Here is a 22,817-nt window from a genome sequence, read left to right as displayed (position 1 = left end):
CGCCGGACCGGGTTTCCGCTTGCGCGGCGGACCCTTTAGGCGGCGGCCTTGGAGGCGAGAGCGGCCTGGGCCTGATCGACGATGGCCTTGAAGGCCTCCGGCTCACGGGCGGCCAGATCCGACAGGACCTTGCGGTCGATCTCGATGCCGGCCAGCTTGATACCGTTGATGAAGCGCGAGTAGGTCAGGCCGTACTGGCGGACACCGGCGTTGATGCGCTGGATCCACAGGCCGCGGAAATCGCGCTTCTTGTTGCGGCGGTCGCGATACGCGTATTGAAGGGCCTTTTCGACCTTCTCAATCGCGATGCGGAAGTTCTTGGAATTGCGACCCCGGTAGCCCTTGGCGAGCTTCAGGATCTTGCGGTGACGGGCGTGCGTGGTGACGCCGCGCTTAACACGAGCCATGGTTCAGATTCCCTTACGATATCAAGCGTTGCGCAGCCAGTTCTTCAGCACGATCTTCTGGTCCGGCTCGGCCAGGGTCATCATGCCGCGCGCGTTGCGCTTCATATTCGGGCTCTTCTGCTCCAGGCAGTGGCGCTTGAAGGCCGCCTGGGCGCGCACCTTACCGGACGCGGTCACCTTGAAGCGCTTCTTGGCGCCGCTCTTCGTCTTCAGCTTGGGCATTTTCAATCCTTGCGTTGGATGTTCCCGACTGACGGTTGGGCATGCCCTGGGTCTCGGACCCGGCCTCGCCGCCCGTTGGAGCGCAGGGTTATACGCGCGGCCACGCCGCAACGCAAGGGGGAGCGAATGCGGGAGAGGTATGAGGGGGTCCGGCGCGCCCCCTCCCCTACCGGTCTTTCTACCGGTATTCCTTGAACCGCTCCGTCGCCTGGACCAGGGCGGCGCGGATGCCCGGCTCCATGGCGGAATGGCCGGCATCGGGTACCACGCGGTAATCGGCCTCCGGCCAGGCGCGGCGCAGCTCGTCGGCGCTGGTGATGGGGCAGACGATGTCGTAGCGGCCCTGGACGATCGCCCCCGGCAGATGCCGGATGCGGTGCACGTCGCGCAGCAGCCTGTCCTCCGGGGTGAAGCGGTTGGAGCGGAAGTAGTGCGCCTCGATGCGGGCGAGGCCCAGCGCGTGGGTGTCCTCCGCGCTCGTCGCGATCAGCTCCGGCGAGGGCAGCAGCGAGGAGCAGGAGCCCTCATACAGGCTCCACACCCGCGCCGCCGCCATGCGGGTCGCCGCATCCGGCGAATCCAGCCGCCGCCAATAGGCCTCCAGCAGGTCGCCGCGCTCCTCCGGCGGGATGTGGCCGGCGAAGGTGGCCCAGGCTTCCGGGAAGATCGTGCGCATGGAGTAGAGGAACCAGTCGATCTCCGTCTTCCGCATCAGGAAGATGCCGCGCAGGATCAGCCCCAGGCAGCGTTCCGGATGGGTCTGCCCGTAGGCCAGCGCCAGCGTCGACCCCCAGCTTCCGCCGAACAGCAGCCAGCGCTCGATCCCCAGATGGCGGCGCAGCCGTTCGGCGTCCTCCACCAGCAGCTCGGTCGTGTTGCGCCGGACCTCGCCCAGCGGGGTGGAGCGGCCCGCCCCGCGCTGGTCCATCACGACGATGCGGTAATGGCCGGGATCGAAGAAACGCCGGTGCGTCGGCGAGGCGCCCGCCCCCGGCCCCCCATGCAGGAACAGCACCGGCACGCCGCGCGGGTTTCCCGACTGCTCCCAATAGAGCGTGTGGATCTCGTCCACGGGCAGGAAGCCGGTCTGGTAGGGGTCGATGGGCGGGAAAAGCTCGCTGCGGGGCATGAAGAGGTCCTGTCAGTCCGGGCCGAATGGAAGCAAGTGTAGGACGCCCGTCCGTCGTCCGCCACAGGCTCACTCCTCGTCGTCGGAAAGGTCCGGCGGCGGAGCGGACGGGCGCGGCGTCGGACGGAGGGGCGGGCCGGCTTCGTCCAGCCGCTCGATCTGCTCGGGATGGGTCGCCTCGATCAGCGGGCCGGCGCGCAGGCCCACCCAGCCGCGCACCCGGACGGTCCGCCCTTCGTAGGACAGGGGGTCGATGCCGGCGACCACGAACTCGCGCAGCGCAGCCCGCCCGATGTGCACCGTGACGTCGGTCCGCCAGTCCTCGCCGAAATCCAGATAGGCGTCGCCGCCGGCCTTGCTCACCCGCAGCACCCGCCCCTCGACGATCTGGAAGCTGTCGCGGTCCCGGCGCAGCGCGTCGGGGTCGGCGGGCCGCACCGCGTAGGCGCGGGTCCGCCAGATGCCGCGCCCGGCGTCCCGCGCGGCGGCCTCCGCCGCCAGCATCTCGCGGGCCAGGGCGCGGGCGTCGGGCCGGGTGTGCACGCGGGCGAGGCCGCGCGCCAGCAGCTCGCCCTGGAGCCACAGACCGTCGCCGCGCACCACCTGGGCCAGCAGGCGCCCGTGCCGGTCGGTCCGCGCCTCCCCCCGCACCGTCAGGCGCTGCCCGACGGCCAGCTCCGCCAGCGCCTGCCGCGCCGCCTCGGCCAGCGGCCAGCTCTGGCCCGGCTCCGCCCCCATGGGCGGCGCGGCGGATTCGATGCCGGCCAGACGCAGGCCGCGGCCGTCCTCCAGCAGCAGCGTGGCGTCATCGGTCACCGCGGCGACGCGCAGCTCCGCCGACCCGGCGGTGTTCGCCATCAGCAGCAGGGCGGACAGCATCAGAGAAGGAATGCGGCGCAGCATGGCGGGCGAAGGGGTGGAGCCGTGGAACAGGCGGGCCGGACGGGGAGTTTGATCTCAGCGAGCCCCCTTCCGATATGACGACTCATGACGCCCGAACCGACGACCGAACGCAAGCCGTCTTCCTCATCTCCACTGCGCCGGATCGCCGCCGCAGGGCTGGCCGTCCTGCTGCTCACCTCGGCCTGTGCCCCGGCCAGCGCCCAACTCCTCGGCGGCAGCGAGGAGTCGATCGGCGCGCAGGAGCATCCCAAGATCCTCGCCCAGTATGGCGGGGCCTACCCCGACCAGCGGCTGCAGGCCTACATCACCGGCATTGGCAACCGGCTGGCCGCCCAGACCGACCGCTCCGGCCCCTGGACCTTCACCGTCCTGGACAGCGACGTGGTCAACGCCTTCGCCCTGCCCGGCGGCTACGTCTACATCACCCGCGGCCTGCTGGCGCTCGCCAAGGACGAGGCGGAGGTGGCGAGCGTGCTGGGGCACGAGATCGGCCACGTCATCGCCCACCACGGCCAGGAGCGGCAGACCAACCAGACCATCGCCGGGCTGCTCGCCGCCGGCATCGGCCTCGTGCTGGGCAGCCCGGAGCTGGCGCAGATCGCCAACATCGGCGGCACCGCCCTGCTCGCCCGCTATTCGCGCGGCCAGGAGTCGGAGGCCGACCGGCTGGGCATCGAGTATCTGCACCGCGCCGGCTACGACCCCTTCGCCATGGCGACCTTCCTGGAGACCATGCGCCGCGACACCCAATATTCCGGCCTGCGCTCCGGCAAGGGTGCCGGGGAGGGCGGCTTCGACTTCTTCGCCACCCACCCGCAGACCGCGTCGCGCGTCGACGAGGCGGCGGCCATCGCCCGCGAACTGCCCCGCGGGGCGCGGCCCGTCGATCCCTACATGACGGCGATGGATGGGGTGATCTACGGCGACAGCCCGGAGAACGGCTTCGTCCGCGGCCGGACCTTCGCCCACCCGCAGCTGGGCATCGCCTTCGACGTGCCGCAGGGCTACAGCCTGCTCAACGGAGCGCAGCAGGTGATTGCCAAGGGTCCCAACGGCGGGGCCATCGTCTTCGACGGCGGCAAGGCGCCGGGGGCGCGCGACCCGGCCGCCTATCTGACCGGCAGCTGGGCGCAGGGGGCGCCGTTGCGGGACCTGCAATCCTTCGCCGTCAACGGCATGCCGGCGGCCACCGCGCTGACCCAGGGCAAGACCGACGCCGGGGCGGTGGACGTGCGGCTGGTCGCCATCCGCGCCGACTCCGGCACCCTCTACCGCTTCACCTTTCTGGCGCCCGGCGGCGCGCTGTCGCGCTTCGACGGCGATTTCCGCCAGACCGCCGTCAGCTTCCGCCGGCTGACCCAGCAGGAGGCCGCGTCCTACCAGCCCCGGCGCATCCGCGTGCAGACCGCCCGCCCCGGCGACAGCGTGGAGGGCTTCGTGCGCCAGATGCCGCGGGAGCCCTACGCGGAGGAGTTGTTCCGGATCATCAACGATCTTCCGCCGGGCACGCCGATCCAGCCCGGACGTCCGGTGAAGATCATCACCGGCTGACGGCACCCGGTTGGCGGCGCCCGGTTGACAGCGGAGTGACCGTTGCGGGACGCGGCGCGATGGCCGATTGCCGATGGCCGCGTGCGTCCTGTAGGCTCCGCGCCATGGCTGACCACCCCACCAAACGGCGTTTTCTGCAAACCGGCTTGCGCGTCGCCCGGCTGAAGGAGGCTGTGCGCAAAAAGGGGGGTCCACGCCGGACGCGCCCGCCCGCGCTGGGCCGCCCGCGCCTGCGCCTGCCCATCGCGGCGGTGCTGGTGGCCGGCTTCGGGTCGCTGATGCTGCTGGCGGTGGCCAGCGTGCTCGTCCTCGGACTCGTCAGCGCCAGCCGCAACACCTTCGCCCTGCTCAACGACCGCGCCGACCTCGCTTTGTCGGGGGTGGAGGTGCGCATCCGCAACCAGCTCAACCCCGCGCGGGACATGGCCCGTTTCGTGGCCGGACTGATGGAGCGGGGGGAGCTGGACCCCGCCGATTCCCGCTCGCTCCAGGACACGCTGCGCGGCGCGCTGGCCGGGGCGCCGGACGTGACGGGCATCGCCTTCTTCCATCCCGACCGCACCGGCCTGCGCGCCGACCGGCTGGGCAACCAGCTCCACATCGGGCGGGAGGATCTGCGCCACGAGCCGGAACTGGGGCCGGAACTGCGCAACGGCTCCGACCGCACCACCGCCGTCTGGGCCGACCCGCTGTGGTCGAAGGAGGCGGGGACCAGCTTCGTCACGCTGTTCCAGCCGGTGCGGCGCAACGGCACCTATCTGGGGCAGGTGGTCGTCGGGGTGTCGCTGGGCGACCTGTCGCGCTTCCTGTCCACGCTCTATGTGGAGCAGGGGCTGAACGCCTTCGTCCTGTTCGACCGGCAGCACGTTCTGGCCCACCCGTCGCTGGCCGGCATGAAGTTCGACTTCTCCACGAAGACCGACGGCCCGCCCCTGCCGCGCATCGATCAGGTGGCCGACCCGGCGCTGGCGGCGCTCTGGCAGACCGGCCAGCCGGTGGACGCCCTGAAGAAGCGGGTGGAGGGCCGGCTCGTCAACGTGCTGGACGAGGATTACCTGTTCCTGATGCGCAGCATGGCCGGTTACGGCCAGCAGGACTGGACCATCGGCATCAGCTTCCGCGCCAACGAGGCCAGCGCCGAGGTCCGCCGCCTCTACACCACCGGCCTCGCCGGTCTGGGCATCCTGCTGATCTCGGTGGCGGTGGCGCTGATCGTCGGGCGGCGCATCAGCACCCAGGTGGCCCATCTGGCCGAGGCCGCCGACCATGTCCGGACCTTCGACTTCCGCGCGATCGACGAGCTTCCCGATTCGCGCCTGCGCGAGCTGGCCCGCGCCAACAGCGCCTTCAACGCCATGGTCGCCGGCCTGCGCTGGTTCGAGACCTATGTGCCGAAGGCCCTGGTGCTGCGGCTGATGCACCGCCGCGGCGGCCTGACCAGCTTCCAGTCGGAGGAGCGGGAGGTGACGGTGATGTTCACCGACATCCGCGGCTTCTCGCGCATGGCCGAGCATATGGGCGCCGCCGACACCGCCGCCCTGCTGAACGAGCATTTCACCCTGCTCGCCAACTGCATCGAGGCGGAGGGCGGCACCGTGGACAAGTTCATCGGCGACGCCATCATGGCCTTCTGGGGCGCGCCGGAGGAGCAGCCGGACCACGCCGCCCGCGCGCTGCGCGCCGCCCATGCCATCACCCGCGCCGTGCGCGAAGGCAACCGCCGCCGCGCGGCGGAGGGGCTGCCGGCGATTCGCGTTCGCATCGGCCTGCATTCCGGGCCGGTGGTGGTCGGCAACATCGGGTCGGCCAGCCGAATCAACTACACCATCGTCGGCGACACCGTGAACGTTGCCGCCCGCATCGAGGAACTGGCCTCCGCCCTCCAGGGGGACGAGGAGGTCATCGTCCTGTCGAGCGCCGCCACCGCCTTCCAGGGCGACGGTGCCGCCCCGCTGGACTGCGTCGGCGACCGCACGCTCCGTGGCCGCACCGGCACGACCGAGGTGTGGCGGGTGACTTTGGATGGCGACGGCGGCGGAGATGGCGCGGGGGCGATGCGGGAGGAGGAGAAGGCGTAGCCGACCGCGCGCCCTCCCCGGCCCTCCCCCGCTGGGCGGGAGAGGGTGCCTTACGCGAGGCGGCGGCAGTTCCCTCCACCTCGAAGAGGGGGAGGGTTAGGGAGGGGGCGTTGATCTATCCTTCGAAACAACACCTCACGCGTCCGCCAGCAGATCCCCAAACCCCTCCACCCGCTTCAGCATCGACTGACGCAGCTTCAGCAGGGCGCGGTGTTCGAGCTGGCGCACGCGCTCCTTGCTCACCCCCAGTTCGCGGCCCAGCTCCTCCAGGGTGGCGCCCTCCTCGCGCAGGCGGCGCTCCTGGATGATGGTGCGTTCGCGCGGGCTGAGTTCGCCCAGCGCCTCAGCCAGCCATTGCGAGCGGGTGCGGCTGTCGCGCATGCCGATCACCACCTCCTCCGGCGAGGGACGCTGGTCGGCCAGGAAATCCTGCCAGTCCTCATCCGAGCCGTCGGCGACCGGGGAGTTCAGCGACTGGTCGGAGGCGGACAACCGCATCTCCATCGCCTCCACCTCGGTCACGTCGACCTGGAGTTCGCCGGCGATCCACTCCCGCCCTTCTTTGGTCAGGCCGTTGCCTCCGCCGCTGTTGCCCTGGGTGATGCTCTCGATGCGGGCGCGCAGGCGGCGCAGGTTGAAGAACAGCGACTTCTGCGCGGCGGTGGTGCCGGTGCGGACGATGGACCAGTTGCGCAGGATGTAGTCCTGCATGGCCGAGCGGATCCACCAGGCCGCGTAGGTGGAAAAGCGCACCTCACGGTCCGGCTCGAAGCGGCTGGCCGCCTGCATCAGCCCGACATTGCCCTCCTGAACGAGATCGCCCATGGGCAGGCCGTAGTTGCGGAACCGCGCGGCGGTCGCCACCACCAGCCGGGTGTAGGCGCGGACCAGTTCGTGAAGGGCCCGTTCGTCACCGCCCTCGCGCCATTTGCGGGCGAGATCGAATTCGTGATCGCGCGTCAGCAGAGGCTCACGCATGGAAGCCTTGATGAAACTCAGATTCGCGCGCTGAGTCTCGGGATCGTCGATGTAGGCCATACGTCCCTTCCTTCCCGTCTGGGCGGCCGCGTTTCAGGCTGCTCGTGCCCTGTGCTGCGGAGTCCGAAGGGACAGGCCCCCTCAGGTCCAATGGTCCGTCGGTTCACCATGGCCGGTTCGCCTCGGATTGCCGACGGTTGGGACAACAGCCGTTCCCCTCGCCCTGTTGCACGTCATACGCAGCACAAGACGTTTCGGATCATCCGCACCGGAAGGGATTCGGTGGCGGAGGCCGAGGGGATGGGTAAGACGGTTAGGAAAAAGGGAGATGGGTCAGACCTGGAACAGGTCCAGGATCTCACCCGAAGGCGACAGGCATCCACAAACGAGATGCCCACCCAACCCGCAATTGCCGTCCAGGGTCGCCACGCGGTCGGTCACCGCAACGCCCTTGCGGGCCGGGTCGTAGCCCCGCACGACGCGGGCGAAACCACCGTAAGGCTCTGACATCTGGGCAAAACCGGGCGCCCCCCACCAGAAGGCGTCGCCCTGATGGTTCAGCGGGCGGCGGATGTCCACGCCGGCGCTGACCAGCAGCACGCCGCCCTGCCCCTGTTCCGGTCCGGTGCAGTAGGCGGCGCGGCGCAGGGTGTTGAACACATTTTCGTGACCGGGCTGCGCGTGCATCGCCTGACGCAGCCCCTGGGTCCAGCGGCCGAGCGTCATGGTGCCGCCGCGGGCCGCCGCCATCCCCTGCTCCACCGTGCCGCCATAGGCGGCCAGCGTCGCCCCCGCGCCGTGGCGGGTCATCCAGTCGAGCACCTGCTGGGGATCGGGCGCGAACTGGAGCTGGAGCAGCTTGTGCCACATCTCCTCCTGCGCGCCGCGCAGATAGACGATGTCGTCGGCCTCCATGCCCCGCCAGCTCAGCAGCCAGGTGCGGAAGGCCAGCAGCGCGTCCACCGTCTCCAGCACCCGCTCGCCCCAGCCGACCATGTTGCCGAGATAGACGAGCCGGTCGCCGGGCAGGAAGCGCGCCGCGATCACCTCGTGCACAGCGTGGAGATGGTCCGTCTGCGCGTGGATCGAGCCGACGGCCCAGATGCGCCGCGGGTTTCGGAGATCGATGAATTTCTGCGCTTCAGACATGCCGGAGACGCTCACCCCATCCAGCGGTCACGGACCGGCCCAGAACAGGCCGGGGGCGGGAGTGTAGGCGCCGCGCAGGCCCGGCGAAAGACGAAAACTTAAGACAAAGGCGCGGCCAAAGCGCCGCGCCTTCATCGTCAACATCATGGTCTGAGAAACAGTTCCCTCTCCCGTCCCGGGAGAGGGAGGGACCCGCCGCGAAGCGGTGGGAGGGTGAGGGTACCGCCAAGGATAAGCACCCCAATCCTCGTGCGCCCCTCACCCGCCTGCTTCGCAGGCACCCTCTCCCAGGGCGGGAGAGGGTTTTCATCCAAAGTCAGGCGGCCTTCTTGAGGACCAGCTCCAGCCGCTCGGTGGCCTTGGTCTCGTCGATCTTCTCGACGGCGGCCAGCTCGCGGGCCAGACGCTCCAGGGCGGCCTGATAGATCTGGCGCTCGCTGTAGGACTGGTCGGACTGGTCGGCGCCGCGGTACAGGTCGCGCACGACCTCCGCGATGGCCACCGGGTCGCCCGAGTTGATCTTGGCCTCATACTCCTGGGCGCGGCGGCTCCACATCGTGCGGCGGACGCGCGAACGGCCCTGCAGCGTCTCCAGGGCGACCTTGATGCGGTCCTTCGTGCTGAGGCGACGCAGGCCGGCGGCCTTGGCCTTGCCGACCGGAACCTTGAGCGTCATGCGCTCTTTTTCGAACGTGATCGCGTAGAGCTGAACATCCATGCCAGCGATGCTGTGGGTCTCGATTCCCTCGACCCGACCGACGCCATGGGCCGGGTAGACGACGAAGTCACCGGCCTCGAAGTCAAGCTTGTTCGACATTTGGGTTGGCTCTCACTTCTCGCGATCGCGCCATTTTGCCGCCCCGGTGGAGGGGGCGAAAAAGGCCCGGTGACAACGACACACCGTGGGGATGGGGTCCTCCACGCCGCGCACTGTTGCACTGAGCCCTTGGTCGATGGGAAATCCGGCAATGACGCTGAGGCCGGCTCCGGGCGCGTATTATAGCGATGTTACGGCCGGGTTACAAAGGCTACGCGCGGGCAGCCGTCCGGATTCTGACGTTGCCCGCCGATGGCCGACCTGTCGTTTTTGCATGGCGGCAAAAGAATGCCATGCGCCGCAATAGTCCCGACTCCGCTTAGCCACCGGCCTTCGGAGAGAAGAACTTGTCGAACTTGCCGTCCACGCCCTTCATGGCGTCGGCGTCGGGCAGCGCGTCCTTCTTGCGGGTCAGGTTGGGCCACTGCGCCGCGTAGTCGCGGTTCAGCTCCATCCACTTCTCCGCACGGCCGTCGGTGTCCGGCACGATGGCCTCGGCCGGGCATTCCGGCTCGCACACGCCGCAGTCGATGCACTCATCCGGGTGGATGACCAGCATGTTCTCGCCCTCGTAGAAACAGTCCACGGGGCAGACCTCGACGCAATCGGTGTACTTGCACTTGATGCAGTCTTCCGTCACGACGTAGGGCATGATTTGTTCTCCGCTGTTCTCGCCAGTTCCGGCGGTGTTCACGCGCCGGGGTTCGAGTCGCTTCGATGGACGCTTCGACTGACGTGCTCGCGCGTGGGCGCGGCCGGGGGCATGAATGGACCATGGCCCGACCGCGGCGCTTGCCTAGCACGCCGCCCGAGACGGGATCAACCCCGCCGGTTGTGTGGGCGCAAGCGACGCAGCCCCACCCTCCATATTCCCCTCCGCGACCGCCTCCAGGAAGGTGCGCAGGGCCACCGTCTCCATGGAATCCACCCGCCGGACGAAACGGGTGGGCATACGGGCCAGTTCCGGCGGCAGCGGGCGGGCGGTGAACAGGCCGCGCCAGGGCTCCCGCTCCACCACCACGCGGGGCAGGACGGTGACGCCCATGCCGGCGCCGACGCAGCCCAGGATGGCCTCCAGCGCCCCGAACTCCATCACCCGGTAGGGAACCCGCCCGGCCTCGCGCATCGCCGTCTCGGCCCGCGCGCGGTAGGCGCAGCCGCGCCGGAAGGCCAGCAGGGTGTTCCGCCCGGACTCGCTGGTGATGCCGCTGGCCGGTTCGACCAGCACCAGTTCCTCCTCGAAGACGGGCTGGCTGACCAGTTCGGGATGCTCCACCGCCCCGGAGACGAAGGCGCCGTCGATGCGCCCGGCCAGAACCTCCCCCAGCATGGTTTCGGTGGGGCCGGGGACGATGGTCAGATCGACGTCCGGATTCTCCGCGTGGAAGCGGGCGAGGATCGGCGGCAGCCGCACGGCGGCGGTGGTCTCCATGGTGCCCACGGACAGCCGTCCGCCCCGCCCCGCCGCGTCGGCCACCGCGTCGCGCGCCTGGGCGACGAGGCGGAGCACGCGGTCGGCATAGTCGGCCAGCACCCGCCCGGCCGGCGTCGGCGCCATGCCGCGGCTGAGCCGCAGGAACAGCGGCACGCCGAGATCCTCCTCCAGCCGCTTCAGCCGCGCCGTCACGTTGGACTGGACGCAGTTCAGCGTCTCCGCCGCCCGGCTGACGCTGCCGGTGTCCGCCACCGCCTTGACCACCCGCAGGCCCGCGAGGTCCATCGCCTCCTCCCCGATCCGCACGCTTCCCATCACTCACAGTGAAGCATAGCATCGAAACAAATCATTAGAAATGAGGGTTCCGTCACGCCAGGATGGACCCACACGAAAAAAGAACCTGCGGGAGGAAGCCATGGTCCGGGTGCTGATCGGCGGCGTGCTGGTGCTGGTCATCTCCATGGGGGTGGGGCGCTTCGCCTTCACGCCGATCCTGCCGGCGATGCAGGCGGCCACCGGGCTGGGCACCGACGCCGCGGGGCTGCTCGCCTCGCTGAACTATCTCGGCTACTTCCTGGGGGCGCTGGGCGTCGGGCTGGTGCCGCAGGGCGCGGCGCGCACCGCCGTCTTCCGCACCGCGCTGATCGCCAGCGTCACCTCCACCGCCGGCATGGGCTTCACCGAGGGTATGGTGGCCTGGGCCATGCTGCGCTTCGTCTCCGGGCTGGCCAGCGCCGGCCTGTTCATCCTGGGCATCGCCATGACGCTGGACGCGCTGGCCCGCGCCGGGCGGGAGTCCTGGAGCGGCTGGCTCTACACCGGCGTCGGCCTCGGCATCGCGTCGAGCGGCCTGTTCGTCGCCGTGATGGGCGACCGGCTGGGCTGGCGCGGCGACTGGCTGTGGCTGGGCTTGGCCTGCCTGGGCTTCGGCACCCTGTCCTGGCTGTGGGTGAGCGACCCGCCGCGCGAGCCCGGCCACACCGTCGCCGCCCGGCCCACATCCGCGCCCGCCTTCCGCCCTTCCGTTCCCATGGTCCTGCTGACGCTGGCCTATTTCCTGGAGGGGGCCGGCTACATCGTCACCGGCACCTTCCTGGTCGCCATCCTGAAGACCATGCCGGAGACGGCGCAGCTCGGCGCCGCGGCTTGGATGGTCACCGGTCTGGCGGCCATGCCGTCCGGCATCCTCTGGGCGGCGGCGGGGCGGCGGCTCGGCCTCTGGCGGGCGCTGATCCTCGCCCATGTCGTGCAGGCGGTGGGCATCCTGCTGCCGATCACCGGCTCCCCGGCGGCGGCCCTGCTGTCAGCCGTGCTGTTCGGCGGGACCTTCGTCGGCATCGTCACCCTGTCCTTCACGCTGGGGCGCCACCTGTCGGGCGGAGCGTCGGCCCGCGTCATCGGCGCGCTGACCGCCGTCTACGGGCTGGGACAGATCATCGGGCCGGTGCCGGCCGGGCTGGTGGTGGCGCGTACCGGCAGCTTCGATTCCGCCCTGCTGGGCGCCGCCGCCGCGGTGCTGGCCGGCGCGCTCCTCCTCGCTGCCGGGGCCTGGATGGCCGGGCGCCGCGACCCCGCCGCGGTTGCCCTGGGCGCCGGGCGCGGGTAGCCTGCCCGGCATGTTCGATCCGCTGCACCCCGAGGACTTTCGCCGCCACGCCCCCGCGACGGAGCGCAACCGCGCCCCCATCCTGGAGGTGCTGCGCCGCGTCCTGCCGCCGCAAGGTCTGGTGCTGGAGGTGGCGAGCGGCACCGGCCAGCACGCCGTCGCCTTCGCCGAAGCGCTGCCCGCCGTGACGTGGCAGCCGAGCGACCCCGACCCGGGCCTGCGCGACAGCGTCCGTTCCTGGGCCGCCGCCGCGGCGCTGCCCAACCTGCGCGACCCGCTGGACCTCGACGCCGCCGCGCCCGACTGGCCGGTCCGCAGCGCCGACGCGGTGGTCTGCATCAACATGATCCACATCGCCCCGTGGGAGGCGGCGCTCGGCCTGTTCGCCGGGGCCGCCCGCCTTCTGCCGGTGGGCGGTCCGCTGCTGCTTTACGGCCCCTTCACGCGCGGCGGGCGGCACAGCGCGCCCAGCAACGCCGCCTTCGACGCCGACCTGAAGGCCCGCAACCCCGCCTGGGGCGTGCGCGACCTCGGCGCGGTGGAGCGTGCCGCCACCGGCTTCACCCTCGCCGAGCTGGTGGAGATGCCGGCCAACAACCTGACCGTCGTCCTCCGGCGCAACTGACCCCCACCCGATCCCCTATCCGGACCACCCCATCCGAGGTGCGGTCTTCTGCCGCAGTTTTGCACCCGCGAGATTTGCTATTGTTTCCCTGTAGCGCTTAAGTTTGTAAACAAATTACAAATTGGGGGAAATGATGAAGCGGAAGCTGGTTCCGGACGTGGTGAAGTCGCAGGAACTCATCCTGGTGACGGAGGACACCTCCGTCCTGACCGTGTCGAAGCTGATGGCGGAGAAGAACATCGGCGCCGTTCTGGTGGTGAACCACGGCGACCTCGTCGGCATCGTCACCGAGCGCGACCTGAACAACAAGGTGCTCTCCACCCAGATCGACGCCTTCGAGACCGAGGTGTCGGCGATCATGACCCGCAACCCGGACACCCTGCCGCCGGACGCGGACGCCATCGAGGCGCTGACCCTGATGCAGTCCAAGCACTACCGCCACCTGCCAATCACCCAGGGCAAGCGCGCGGTCGGCATCGTCTCGATCCGCGACCTGTTCAAGCTCGCCTACGAGCATCTGGTGGAGGAGGTGGAGTTCCGCGACAGTCTGATGCGGACCTGATCCCCGGAAAGCGAACGGGCCGCCCCCGCGAAGGGGCGGCCCGTCGGAGGACCCGTTCAGGAAGGCCGGAGCGTCAGTGCGCTTCGGCCTTCTTCCGTTTGCGGCGGGCGGCGGCCATCAGGTTCAGCGCCTCGACCAGGGTCGAGAAGGCGATGGCGAAGTACAGGTAGCCCTTCGGGATGTGGAAGCCGAAGCCGTCGGCGATCAGCGCCACGCCGACCAGCAGCAGGAAGGACAGGGCCAGCATCTTCACGGTGACGTGACGGTTCACGAAGTCGCCCACCGGGCGGGCGGCGAACAGCATCACCGCCATGGCGATGACGACGGCGGTGACCATCACCGGCAGGTCGTTGGACATGCCGACCGCGGTGATCACGCTGTCCAGCGAGAAGACGATGTCCAGCACGATGATCTGCCCGACCACCGCGCCGAAGCTGGCGAGCTTGGGGGCGGCGCTGTCCTCCTCGTGGCCTTCCACGGTGTTGTGGATCTCAATGGTGCCCTTGGCCAGCAGGAACAGGCCGCCGCCAAGCAGGATCAGGTCGCGACCCGAGAAGCCCATGCCGAGCACGGTGACCAGCGGTTCCGTCAGGGTCGCCACCCAGGAGATGGAGGCGAGCAGCGCAAGCCGCATCAGGAGCGCCAGCGCCAGACCGAGCTGCCGGGCCTTCTGCTGCTGGTGGACCGGCAGCTTGGCCGCCATGATCGAAATGAAGATGATGTTGTCGATGCCGAGCACGATCTCCAACGCGGTGAGCGTCAGGAGGCTGGCCCAGACCTGCGGGTCGGAGAACAGTTCGAGCATGGGGGCGGCGGGCTCCGAAAAAGTCGGCCGTTGCGGGATTATTTTGCGCAGATGAGGTTGCGGCCCCGGAATGGCAATGACCCCGCCCGCGCTTCACCGCCGCTTTTCCCGGCTGTTCCGGCTTACTCCTCTCCGTACAACTGGTCGAGCGCCCGGCGGTCGCGCTTGGTCGGACGCCCGGCGCCGGGCTCCCGCGGGGCCGGCGGCGCGCGGTAGGGGTCCTGGATCGCCTCCTCGCGCACCGGCGGGGCGAGATCCTCGTAGAGAGCCTGAGCCTCCGGCGCCGGGCCGCGCCGGCTGCCGAGCGCGACCACCTTGATGACGCGGATGTGCCGCCCCTGCGCGAAGGTCAGCACGTCGCCGGGCTTCACCGCGTAATGCGCCTTGCCGACCACCGTGCCGGACACCCGAACGCCGCCGCCATTGCACAGCTTCGCCGCGAGGCTGCGCGTCTTGAAGAAGCGCGCGAACCACAGCCACTTGTCGATCCGCAAGCGGCCCGCCGGGGTGGGGTCGGAGCCGGAGTCGGGGAGATCGTCATCGTCGTCGAGGTCGGTCATGCGGCGCCCCCACCCTTCCCACGGCTGACGCCGCGGGCCCCTTCCCTCCCCCGCTGGGCGGGGGAGGGAGTTTTCCACCATGCAAACGTCATCCCCTCCCCCGCCCAGCTCTCGCGCAAACCAAAGGTTTGCGCTGACGCGGCAGGCGGACCGAAGGTCCGCCAAGAGCGGGGGAGGATCAGGGTGGGGGCAAGTGTGTATCTCTTCATCCAATTCCCGAAAGCTGGCGCAGCTTGGCGAAGGGGTGGTCGGCGTTGACGGGGGTCTCGCGGCGGGGCTTGTGGCGCGGGTTGCGGCGGCGGCGCCAGGAGACCGCCCCATCCTCCGCCACGGAGCGGGTGTAGCCAAGCCCCTTCATCACGGCGCCCAGCTCGTCCGGCTTGGCGCCGATCATCTGGGCCAGCGCCGGCTCGGCCACCGCCCGGCCCTCCTTGGCGGCGGTCAGCAGCTCGGTCTCAAGCCGGTCGAGCATGTCCACGCGCAGCGCCCGCGGCCCGGCCGCCGGGTAGCCGATGGCCTCCCAGAAGGCCGGCGGCGCGCCGGTGGCTTCCACCGAAACGCGGCCCGGCGGCGGAATCGGTACGGGCAGGGGTAGCCGGTGCTTCACCGCCCACAGCAGCCCGCGCAGTTCCACCGCACCCGGCTTGGCGAGCGCCGTCAGGTAGAGGTGCGACACGCCGAGCCGCACCCCATGGCGGGACAGCGCCTTGCGGTCGGCCTTCTCCAGCCCCTCGACCATCGGGGCGACCGGCGCGCGGGGCAGCGCCCCCATGTTCTCGACGAGTTGGAAGGCCAACCCCCGCGCCGCGCCTGTCAAATCGTCCGCATCGCGCAACGCCAGCAGGGGGCGCAGCCGGGCGGCGACGCGGTCCTTCAGCCAGCGCTCCAGCCGGGCGCGAACGCGGTCGAGCTGCCCCTGGTCGAGCAGCCCCTCGTCGAAGGGCAGGACCGCCGGGGTCAGCACCGACGGGCCGGGGCCGAGCCGGGCCACCGGCAAGCCGTCCGCCGTCAGCACCCCGTCCGGCCCCAGGGCGAACACGTCGTCCGGCTCCTGCTCGAAGGCGCGCAGGCGGGACGCCACCTCCTCGCGCAGCGCGCGGCGGGCGGCGGTCAGCAGGGACTTGGCCTCCTCCGAGCGCTCCGGCGCGTCGGGGACGAAGCGGAAGCCCTCCAGACGGCCCACCGGGTGTCCTTCCACCACCACCTCGCCGTCGGCGCGCACGCCGCCGATCAGGTCCCGCCCGTCCTTCAGCGTGCGGGCCAGCGTGGCCGAGCGGCGGTCGATGAAACGCTGCGTCAGCCGCTCGTGCAGGGCGTCGGACAGCTTGTCCTCGATGGCGCGGGTGCGGGCCTGCCAATGCACCGGGTCAGCCAGCCAGCTTGGCCGGTTGGAGATGTAGGTCCAGGTGCGGATGTGGGCGATGCGGGCGACCAGCGCGTCGATGTCGCCCTCGGTCCGGTCGAGCCGGGCGATCTGCTTGGCCGCCCAGTCCTCGTCCAGCCGCCCGATGCCGGTGCGCAGCTGCCGGAAGATCTGCCCGAGCAGCCGGGTGTGGGCGTCCGACAGCACCTTGCGGAAGTCGGGGACCTGGCAGACCTCCCAGAGCAGGCGCACGTTGTCGCGGCCCTTGGCGAGGTCCATCACCTCATGGTCGCGGACCAGCGCCTGGAGCGCCAGATGGTCGTCGGCGTCGCGGGCGCGCAGCAGCTCTGGAATCGGCGGACGCTCCTCCAGCGATTTCAGCAGGAAGCCCGGCGTGTCGAAGCGCAGCTTGCTGTTGCGCCACATCAGCGTCTTGATCGTCTCGAACTGGTGGTTCTCGACGCGGTCGACCACGTCGGCCTCCAGCTCGCCCACCTCGTCGGTGGTGCCGAAGGTGCCGTCGCGCATGTGCCGCCCGGCGCGCCCGGCGATCTGCGCCACCTCCGGCGCGCGCAGGCGGCGCGGGGCGAAGCCGTCGAACTTCACGATGCGGGCGAAGGCGACATGGTCGACGTCCATGTTCAGCCCCATGCCGATGGCGTCGGTCGCCACCAGATAGTCGACCTCCCCCGCCTGATAGAGCCCGACCTGGGCGTTGCGGGTGCGCGGGGACAGCGCCCCCAGCACCACCGCCGTGCCGCCGCGCTGGCGCCGGATCATCTCGGCCAGCGCGTAGACGTCGGTCGCCGAGAAGGCGACGACGCAGGAGCGCGGCGGCAGGCGGGTCAGCTTGCGGTAGCCGGCGTAGGTCAGCTGCGAGAAGCGCGGCCGGCTGATGAACTCGGCCCGCGGCACCAGCCGGCGGATCAGCGGCTGCACCGTGTCGGAGCCGAGGAACATCGTCTCCACCAGCCCACGCGCGTTGAGCAGCCGGTCGGTGAAGATGTGCCCGCGCTCCGGATCGGCGCAGAGCTGCACCTCGTCCACCGCCAGGAAGTCCACCGCCCGGTCGAGCGGCATGGATTCCACCGTGCACACCCAGTAGGACGGGCTGGGCGGCAGGATCTTCTCCTCCCCCGTCACTAAGGCCACGGCGTTCCTGCCCTTGATCGACACGATGCGGTCGTAGTTCTCGCGGGCCAGCAGGCGCAGCGGAAAGCCGATCATCCCCGTCCGGTGGCCGAGCATGCGCTCGATGGCGAGATGGGTTTTCCCGGTGTTGGTCGGCCCCAGCACGGCGACCACCCGGCCACCCGCACCCAGACCGCCCCCGGACGAAGAAAGGACAGAGGTCATAAGCGTAAGTTTTGGGCCTGGGGACCGGCAATGCAAGCGTCAGGGCGGCCGTGCCGTGCCGCAACGCCCATCCGGGGCCGAACTCTTTCGGAAACGGTATAAAACCTCGGGCCGATGGACGGGCGCCGGTTATCCCGTCTACCCTGGCGCGCTCCACCCTAAGGGATTCCTCATGCGCCGTCTTCCCGCCCGTCCGCTCGCCGCCGCGCTGATGCTCGCAACCCTGGCGCTGCCGCCCGCCACCGCCCGCGCGGAGGCCCCCCCGGTGACCGAGGACGGGGCCAGGGCGCTGGCCGCCGCGCTGAAGGACGGGCTGGCCCGCTGGTTCCCCAAGAGCGAGGGCGACGCGACCGAGCTGCGCTGGACCGGCGAGCCGGTGGCGACTCCGGCGGGCGACCATTACGAGGTGGCGCTGCCCGCCCTGACCGCGGTGGCGGACGACGGCACCACCGCCGACATCGGCACCATCCGCCTGACGGTGAAGCCGCAGGAGGGCAACACCCACGCCGTCACCGCCACCCTGCCCGACCGCGTCGCCATCCTGGACAACGGCAAGCCGTCGGCCACCGTCAAGCTGGGCCGCCAGCGCATCAGCGCCCTGTGGTCCGGCGCCTACGAGACGGCGCTGTCCATGGACGCGGAGCTTGGCGACCTGTCGGTCACCAGCGACCGCAAGGGCAAGAAGGGCAAGAAGGACGAGAGCGCCCTGACCGTCGGCGCCATCACCGTCGCCGGGGAGCTGAAGCCGGACGGCACCGCCGCCGGCGGCACCCCGCTGTGGAGCGGTCCCGGCGCCCTGTCGGTCAGCAACCTGCGCTTCCTCGACGAGACGAAGAAGGAGGTGCTGAACCTCGGCGGCCTGACGATGGAGGGCACCTACACCCGCGTCGACCTTGCCCGCGCCGACGCCATGCAGCGGCTGACCCAGACCCACGCCCTGGCCGGCACCCAGCCCCCGGCGGCGGAGCTGATCCCGCTGATGCAGAACCTGATGGGCGGGGCCAGCGGGCGCGTCCGCCTGTCCGGCCTGACGGCCCTGAACCCGGAGGACGGCACCCGCCTCGCCCTCGGCCAGCTCGTCCTGCGCGGCAGCGCCGAGGACCTGGACAAGCCGATGGCCTCGACCACCTTCGGGATCGAGTCCAGCGGCCTGACGCTGGAGCCGGAAGTGGCCCCGAAGGCCTTCATGCCGGAAAAGCTGGACATCCAGATCAGCACCGCGAAGCTGCCGACCGCCTCGCTGTGGCGGGCCTTCGCCGACCTCGCCACGCTCGCCGAATCCCAGGCCGCCGCCGGTGAGGAGGATGAGGAAGAGGGTGAGGGCGAGGAGGAAGCCGCCCTGCCGGACGATGGCGCCGATGTTGGGACCGACGAGGCGGCGGTGGCCGCCATCGGCAACCGGCTGATGGGCGCCATGGCGGAGGTCGGGACGGAGCTGCGCATCGACCGCTTCGTCGTCAACACCCCGGCGGCCTCCGGCACCATGACCGGCGCCATGCGCATGGCCGCCAACTCCGCCTTCGGCGCGGTGGGCAGCAGCACCGTGCTGCTGCGCGGCCTGGACGCCGCCACCAAGGCGATGCAGCCCAAGCCGGGCAAGAAGGCCGACGAGAGCACCCAGAACGCGCTGGGCGTGATCGCCATGCTCCAGGCCTTCGGGCAGGCGTCCAAGGACGATGCCGGCAACGACGTGCGCAGCTACAAGATCGACGTCACCGAGACCGGCCAGTTCCTGCTGAACGGGGCGGACATGAGCGCGATGATGGGCATGGGCCAGCCGGCGCCGGAGCCGGAGCCGATCCAGGGCAAGAAGCGCTGAGGCTTGGGGGCGGGTTGCCCCCACCCTTCCCACTCTTAGTCCCCTCCCCTGCTTTAGCGGGGGAGGGTCAGGGAGGGGGCAAGCGTCCCCGCCCCAACCCACCACTCCGGTTGCGAAACTCCCGCACAACGCCAGCCGATCGCTCTTGCATGGGGCGGCGCGCTCGCACATATCTGCGCCGTCCTCCGGACCCATCGGCAAGCCCACCACCAACAAAAACGATCAAGGATGACACCATGACCGAGGAACGGCTCAGCTTCCAGGCCGAGGTCAGCCGCCTGCTCGACATCGTCGCGCACTCGCTCTACAGCGAGAAGGAAGTCTTCCTGCGCGAGCTGGTCTCCAACGCCTCCGACGCCTGCGACCGGCTGCGCTACGCCGCGCTGACGCAGCCCGAACTGTCCGCCGACGATCCGAACCTGAAGGTCCGGCTGCTCGTGGACAAGGAGGCGCGGACCCTCACCGTGGCCGACAACGGCATCGGCATGAACCGTGAGGATCTGGTCGAGAACCTCGGCACCATCGCACGCTCCGGCACCGCCGCCTTCATGCGCAACCTCAAGGACAGCGCGAAAGAGGGCGACGCCAAGAAGGACGTCAACCTGATCGGCCAGTTCGGCGTCGGCTTCTACTCCGCCTTCATGGTCGCCGACCAAGTGGAGGTGCTGACCCGCAAGGCCGGGGAGACGCAGGGCTGGCGCTGGCTGTCGGACGGCAAGGGCGAGTTCACCATCTCCGACGTCGCCGACCTGCCGCGCGGCACGCAGATCAAGCTGCACCTGCGCGAAGGCGACGACGAGTATCTGGAGGAACACCGCCTCTCCGGCATCGTCCGCAAATACTCCGACCACATCGCCATCCCGATCCTTTTCGGGGAGGGCGAAGACGCCAAGCCGCTGAACAGCGCCTCGGCCCTGTGGATGCGCTCCAAGAACGAAATCACGGCGGAGCAGTACACGGAGTTCTACCACCATGTCGGGCACGCCTTCGACGATCCGTGGCTGACCCTGCACTGGCGGGCCGAGGGCGCCATCGAATACACGAACCTGCTGTTCGTGCCGTCCTCCAAGCCGTTCGACCTGTTCGACCCCAAGCGCGCCCACCGGGTGAAGCTGTACGTCAAGCGCGTCTTCATCACCGATTCGGCGGAAGGCCTGCTGCCGCCTTACCTGCGCTTCCTGCGCGGCGTGGTGGACAGCGAGGATCTGCCGCTGAACATCAGCCGCGAGATGCTCCAGCACAACCCGATGCTGGCCAAGATCCGCGCCGGCATCACCCGCCGCGTCCTGTCGGAGCTGGGCAAGAAGGCCCGCGACACCGAGAAGGCGGAGGAATACGCGGCCTTCTGGGAGAATTTCGGCGCCGTCCTCAAGGAAGGCCTCTACGACGACTACGAGCACCGGGACGATCTGCTGAAGCTGATGCGCTTCCGCAGCACCGCCGGTGACGGTCTGGTCTCGCTGGAGGAGTATCTGGGCCGCATGAAGGAGGGCCAGGAGGCCATCTTCACGATCAGCGGCGACGACATCGAGACGCTGAAGCGCAGCCCGCAGCTCGAAGGCTTCAAGGCCAAGGGCGTCGAGGTGCTGTTGCTGACCGACCCGGTGGACGAGTTCTGGGTGCCGTCGGTCGGCAGCTTCCAGGACAAGCCCTTCAAGTCGGTGACCCGCGGCGGCGCCGACCTCGGCAAGATCCAGGGCGGCGAGGAGAAGCCGGCCGAGGAGAAGGCGTCCGAAGGCGAGCTGACCGACCTGCTGGTCCTGCTGAAGCTGACGCTCCAGGACGTGGTGAAGGACGTCCGCCCGTCGGAGCGCCTGACCGACAGCGCCGTCTGCCTCGTCGCCGACGAGAACGACATGGACATGCATCTGGAGCGCCTGCTGAAGCAGCACAAGCAGCTCGGCATGGACGCCCCGGCGGCCAAGCGCATCCTGGAGGTCAACCCCGCCCACCCGCTGATCAAGCGCCTCGCCGAGCGCGCCAAGGCGAGCGGTGCGGCGACCTCGCTGGACGACGCGGCGTGGCTGCTGCTCGACCAGGCGCGCATCGTGGAAGGCGAGGCCCTGCCCGACCCCGCCGCCTTCGCCCGCCGCCTGGCGAGCGCGATGGAGAAGGGGCTGGCGTAAACCGCCCCCCCGTTGCCCCCTCCCTAACCCCAACGCTACCCGCCCACCCGCTCCGCCGGGAAGACCAGCGTCATGGTGGTGCCGCGGTCGGGGGCGGTGTCGATGTCCAGCCTCCCGCCGTGCAGCTCCACCAGCCGCTTGGTCAGGGGCAGGCCGAGGCCGGTGCCGATGTGGTTGCGGCCCAACGCGCTGTCGATCTGGCCCCAGGGCTCCAGCGCCTTTTCCAGTTCGTCGGCGGTCATGCCGATGCCGGTGTCGTGGACCGACAGGCAGAGCGTCCCGTCCGCCGCCACGCGGCCGTTCAGAGTGACCACCCCGTCGGGCGGCGTGAACTTCACCGCGTTGGACAGCAGGTTCAGCAGCATCTGCCGCAGCTTGCGCTCGTCGGCGCGCAGCGGCGGCAGGTCGGGCGGCAGGTCCGTCTCGATCCCGACCCCGGCCCGCCCGGCGCGGTCGGACAGCAGCCGGGCGCTGCCCACGGCGACGCGCGGCACGTCCACCAGCGATTCGGCCAGTTCCAGCCGTCCGGCCTCGGCCTTCGACAGGTCGAGCAGGTCGTTGATGAGGTCCATCAGGTGGCGGCCGCTTTCCGCGATGTCGCGGGCGTAGTCGCGGTAGAGCGGGTTGGCGATCGGACCCAGAACCTCCTGCTCCAGCAGTTCCGCGAAGCCCATCATGGCGTTCAGCGGGGTGCGGATCTCGTGGCTCATGCAGGCGAAGAAAGCGGTCTTGGCGCGGTTGGCGCGCTCCGCAGCGCGGCGGGCCTCGTCGAGCTGGCGGGTCCGCTGGATGATCTGCTCGTCCGTTCGCGCCAGCAGGGCCACCCCCGACCCGATGCCGAGGTACCGCCCGTCCTCGAGCACGACGAAGCCGGAAGCCAGCGCGCCGGGATTGTCCTGCATGATCCGCCGCGCGACCTCGCAGAGCGGCACATCCGCCTCGACCAGCAGCGGCGCCGGGTCCATCGCCGTCCGCGCCGGCGCCTGCGGATCGGCCATCCCCGCCAGCGCCAGACGGTCCACCAGCCCCAGAACGTGCCCGTCCTCCGCCGTCACGGCGAGCGCCGGCAGGCCGGGCTGGGCGGCCAGCCGGTCCCGCAGGGTATGGCAGGGCGTGTCCGGCCCGACGGGCGGCTCACGGACGGCCAGCAGGGCCGCGACCAGGGCGGGAGCAGCCTCCGTTTCCGGTGTGCCGCTGGGGGCGGGACTGGTCGGATCGGAATCGAGCACGGGGTGACGCAGCCTCGTCTGTCGGATGGGACGGTCGGTCCGGACCCGAAACGGCCCCGGACCCTCCATTCTGCCAGACGTTCGTTTGCAATTGGTT

At 70.2% G+C, this 22,817-nt stretch carries 20 protein-coding genes; 7 read left to right on the top strand and 13 right to left on the bottom strand.

Going from position 1 to position 22,817, the window contains the following annotated elements; translation table 11 throughout:
* Window positions 1-35 precede the first annotated feature (35 nt).
* The 4 genes from rplT to ABAZ39_RS00340 form a co-directional block, all read right to left on the bottom strand.
* Window positions 36-407, bottom strand: coding sequence for a 50S ribosomal protein L20 (gene rplT / locus ABAZ39_RS00355; protein WP_014238729.1), 372 nt, complete (start codon window positions 405-407; stop codon window positions 36-38).
* A 21-nt stretch (window positions 408-428) separates the two neighbouring features.
* Window positions 429-629 carry a 50S ribosomal protein L35 gene (gene rpmI, locus ABAZ39_RS00350; protein WP_014238730.1) on the bottom strand — a complete coding sequence of 67 codons (201 nt, stop codon included), beginning with the start codon at window positions 627-629 and terminating at the stop codon, window positions 429-431.
* A gap of 178 nt (window positions 630-807) precedes the next feature.
* Window positions 808-1,758, bottom strand: coding sequence for a prolyl aminopeptidase (gene pip, locus ABAZ39_RS00345; RefSeq protein WP_038525649.1), 951 nt, complete (start codon window positions 1,756-1,758; stop codon window positions 808-810).
* 69 nt (window positions 1,759-1,827) lie between these two features.
* Window positions 1,828-2,637, bottom strand: coding sequence for a thermonuclease family protein (locus tag ABAZ39_RS00340; protein WP_247875083.1), 810 nt, complete (start codon window positions 2,635-2,637; stop codon window positions 1,828-1,830).
* Between the two features lie 108 nt (window positions 2,638-2,745).
* Between ABAZ39_RS00340 and ABAZ39_RS00335 the strand changes: the two genes are divergently transcribed.
* Both ABAZ39_RS00335 and ABAZ39_RS00330 read left to right on the top strand, forming a co-directional pair.
* Window positions 2,746-4,212 (top strand): M48 family metalloprotease, encoded by a 1,467-nt coding sequence (locus ABAZ39_RS00335; RefSeq protein ID WP_038525644.1) that lies wholly within the window; start codon window positions 2,746-2,748, stop codon window positions 4,210-4,212.
* Window positions 4,213-4,316: 104 nt separating this feature from the next.
* Window positions 4,317-6,290, top strand: coding sequence for an adenylate/guanylate cyclase domain-containing protein (locus ABAZ39_RS00330; RefSeq protein ID WP_038525641.1), 1,974 nt, complete (start codon window positions 4,317-4,319; stop codon window positions 6,288-6,290).
* A 135-nt stretch (window positions 6,291-6,425) separates the two neighbouring features.
* On the opposite strand, the gene ABAZ39_RS00325 is transcribed toward ABAZ39_RS00330, so the two are convergent.
* From ABAZ39_RS00325 to ABAZ39_RS00305, 5 genes are all read right to left on the bottom strand, one after another.
* Window positions 6,426-7,328, bottom strand: coding sequence for an RNA polymerase factor sigma-32 (locus ABAZ39_RS00325; RefSeq protein ID WP_038525638.1), 903 nt, complete (start codon window positions 7,326-7,328; stop codon window positions 6,426-6,428).
* Window positions 7,329-7,601: 273 nt separating this feature from the next.
* Window positions 7,602-8,417, bottom strand: coding sequence for a hypothetical protein (locus ABAZ39_RS00320; RefSeq protein ID WP_038525635.1), 816 nt, complete (start codon window positions 8,415-8,417; stop codon window positions 7,602-7,604).
* Window positions 8,418-8,733: 316 nt separating this feature from the next.
* A complete protein-coding gene (locus ABAZ39_RS00315) occupies window positions 8,734-9,234 on the bottom strand; it encodes a CarD family transcriptional regulator (RefSeq protein ID WP_014238739.1) in 501 nt (166 codons plus the stop codon).
* Between the two features lie 319 nt (window positions 9,235-9,553).
* Window positions 9,554-9,886, bottom strand: coding sequence for a ferredoxin FdxA (gene fdxA, locus ABAZ39_RS00310; RefSeq protein ID WP_014238741.1), 333 nt, complete (start codon window positions 9,884-9,886; stop codon window positions 9,554-9,556).
* 144 nt (window positions 9,887-10,030) lie between these two features.
* A complete protein-coding gene (locus tag ABAZ39_RS00305) occupies window positions 10,031-10,954 on the bottom strand; it encodes a LysR family transcriptional regulator (RefSeq protein ID WP_038530383.1) in 924 nt (307 codons plus the stop codon).
* A gap of 130 nt (window positions 10,955-11,084) precedes the next feature.
* Here ABAZ39_RS00305 and ABAZ39_RS00300 point away from each other — a divergent pair, with 130 nt between their 5' ends.
* From ABAZ39_RS00300 to ABAZ39_RS00290, 3 genes are all read left to right on the top strand, one after another.
* Complete coding sequence (locus tag ABAZ39_RS00300) at window positions 11,085-12,275, top strand: YbfB/YjiJ family MFS transporter (RefSeq protein WP_038525632.1); 1,191 nt, start codon at window positions 11,085-11,087, stop codon at window positions 12,273-12,275.
* A 10-nt stretch (window positions 12,276-12,285) separates the two neighbouring features.
* Complete coding sequence (locus ABAZ39_RS00295) at window positions 12,286-12,900, top strand: DUF938 domain-containing protein (RefSeq protein ID WP_051658040.1); 615 nt, start codon at window positions 12,286-12,288, stop codon at window positions 12,898-12,900.
* Between the two features lie 133 nt (window positions 12,901-13,033).
* Entirely contained in the window at window positions 13,034-13,462 is a 429-nt protein-coding gene (locus ABAZ39_RS00290) for a CBS domain-containing protein (protein WP_014238744.1), read from the top strand.
* 73 nt (window positions 13,463-13,535) lie between these two features.
* On the opposite strand, the gene ABAZ39_RS00285 is transcribed toward ABAZ39_RS00290, so the two are convergent.
* The 3 genes from ABAZ39_RS00285 to ABAZ39_RS00275 all read right to left on the bottom strand — a co-directional run bounded on the left by ABAZ39_RS00285 (window position 13,536) and on the right by ABAZ39_RS00275 (window position 17,546).
* Entirely contained in the window at window positions 13,536-14,267 is a 732-nt protein-coding gene (locus ABAZ39_RS00285; RefSeq protein ID WP_038525629.1) for a TerC family protein, read from the bottom strand.
* A gap of 122 nt (window positions 14,268-14,389) precedes the next feature.
* A complete protein-coding gene (locus ABAZ39_RS00280; protein ID WP_014238746.1) occupies window positions 14,390-14,827 on the bottom strand; it encodes an RNA-binding S4 domain-containing protein in 438 nt (145 codons plus the stop codon).
* Window positions 14,828-15,032: 205 nt separating this feature from the next.
* A complete protein-coding gene (locus ABAZ39_RS00275) occupies window positions 15,033-17,546 on the bottom strand; it encodes a helicase-related protein (protein ID WP_051657715.1) in 2,514 nt (837 codons plus the stop codon).
* A 172-nt stretch (window positions 17,547-17,718) separates the two neighbouring features.
* Between ABAZ39_RS00275 and ABAZ39_RS00270 the strand changes: the two genes are divergently transcribed.
* Both ABAZ39_RS00270 and htpG read left to right on the top strand, forming a co-directional pair.
* On the top strand, window positions 17,719-19,365 hold the full coding sequence (locus ABAZ39_RS00270) for a hypothetical protein (RefSeq protein ID WP_038525623.1): 1,647 nt from the start codon (window positions 17,719-17,721) through the stop codon (window positions 19,363-19,365).
* 236 nt (window positions 19,366-19,601) lie between these two features.
* Window positions 19,602-21,491: a molecular chaperone HtpG gene (htpG, locus tag ABAZ39_RS00265; RefSeq protein ID WP_038525620.1), complete on the top strand. Its 1,890-nt coding sequence runs from the start codon at window positions 19,602-19,604 to the stop codon at window positions 21,489-21,491.
* Between the two features lie 35 nt (window positions 21,492-21,526).
* Here the strand turns inward: htpG and ABAZ39_RS00260 are convergent, their stop codons facing one another.
* Entirely contained in the window at window positions 21,527-22,720 is a 1,194-nt protein-coding gene (locus tag ABAZ39_RS00260; protein ID WP_038525617.1) for a sensor histidine kinase, read from the bottom strand.
* Between the last annotated feature and the right edge of the window lie 97 nt (window positions 22,721-22,817).

The sequence above is a fragment of the Azospirillum argentinense genome (assembly GCF_000632475.1).
In the GTDB taxonomy this organism is placed as follows: domain Bacteria; phylum Pseudomonadota; class Alphaproteobacteria; order Azospirillales; family Azospirillaceae; genus Azospirillum; species Azospirillum baldaniorum.
The sequence above is the reverse complement of the archived record's forward strand: the minus strand, read 5'-3'. Positions and strand labels throughout refer to the sequence as shown.

Excerpts from the sequence above, each read along its gene's own strand:
- rplT (WP_014238729.1), bottom strand. The coding sequence starts at position 407 with ATGGCTCGTGTTAAGCGCGGCGTCACCACGCACGCCCGTCACCGCAAG.
- rpmI (WP_014238730.1), bottom strand. The coding sequence starts at position 629 with ATGCCCAAGCTGAAGACGAAGAGCGGCGCCAAGAAGCGCTTCAAGGTG.
- pip (WP_038525649.1), bottom strand. The coding sequence starts at position 1,758 with ATGCCCCGCAGCGAGCTTTTCCCGCCCATCGACCCCTACCAGACCGGC.
- ABAZ39_RS00340 (WP_247875083.1), bottom strand. The coding sequence starts at position 2,637 with ATGCTGTCCGCCCTGCTGCTGATGGCGAACACCGCCGGGTCGGCGGAG.
- ABAZ39_RS00335 (WP_038525644.1), top strand. The coding sequence starts at position 2,746 with ATGACGCCCGAACCGACGACCGAACGCAAGCCGTCTTCCTCATCTCCA.
- ABAZ39_RS00330 (WP_038525641.1), top strand. The coding sequence starts at position 4,317 with ATGGCTGACCACCCCACCAAACGGCGTTTTCTGCAAACCGGCTTGCGC.
- ABAZ39_RS00325 (WP_038525638.1), bottom strand. The coding sequence starts at position 7,328 with ATGGCCTACATCGACGATCCCGAGACTCAGCGCGCGAATCTGAGTTTC.
- ABAZ39_RS00320 (WP_038525635.1), bottom strand. The coding sequence starts at position 8,417 with ATGTCTGAAGCGCAGAAATTCATCGATCTCCGAAACCCGCGGCGCATC.
- ABAZ39_RS00315 (WP_014238739.1), bottom strand. The coding sequence starts at position 9,234 with ATGTCGAACAAGCTTGACTTCGAGGCCGGTGACTTCGTCGTCTACCCG.
- fdxA (WP_014238741.1), bottom strand. The coding sequence starts at position 9,886 with ATGCCCTACGTCGTGACGGAAGACTGCATCAAGTGCAAGTACACCGAT.
- ABAZ39_RS00305 (WP_038530383.1), bottom strand. The coding sequence starts at position 10,954 with ATGGACCTCGCGGGCCTGCGGGTGGTCAAGGCGGTGGCGGACACCGGC.
- ABAZ39_RS00300 (WP_038525632.1), top strand. The coding sequence starts at position 11,085 with ATGGTCCGGGTGCTGATCGGCGGCGTGCTGGTGCTGGTCATCTCCATG.
- ABAZ39_RS00295 (WP_051658040.1), top strand. The coding sequence starts at position 12,286 with ATGTTCGATCCGCTGCACCCCGAGGACTTTCGCCGCCACGCCCCCGCG.
- ABAZ39_RS00290 (WP_014238744.1), top strand. The coding sequence starts at position 13,034 with ATGAAGCGGAAGCTGGTTCCGGACGTGGTGAAGTCGCAGGAACTCATC.
- ABAZ39_RS00285 (WP_038525629.1), bottom strand. The coding sequence starts at position 14,267 with ATGCTCGAACTGTTCTCCGACCCGCAGGTCTGGGCCAGCCTCCTGACG.
- ABAZ39_RS00280 (WP_014238746.1), bottom strand. The coding sequence starts at position 14,827 with ATGACCGACCTCGACGACGATGACGATCTCCCCGACTCCGGCTCCGAC.
- ABAZ39_RS00275 (WP_051657715.1), bottom strand. The coding sequence starts at position 17,546 with ATGACCTCTGTCCTTTCTTCGTCCGGGGGCGGTCTGGGTGCGGGTGGC.
- ABAZ39_RS00270 (WP_038525623.1), top strand. The coding sequence starts at position 17,719 with ATGCGCCGTCTTCCCGCCCGTCCGCTCGCCGCCGCGCTGATGCTCGCA.
- htpG (WP_038525620.1), top strand. The coding sequence starts at position 19,602 with ATGACCGAGGAACGGCTCAGCTTCCAGGCCGAGGTCAGCCGCCTGCTC.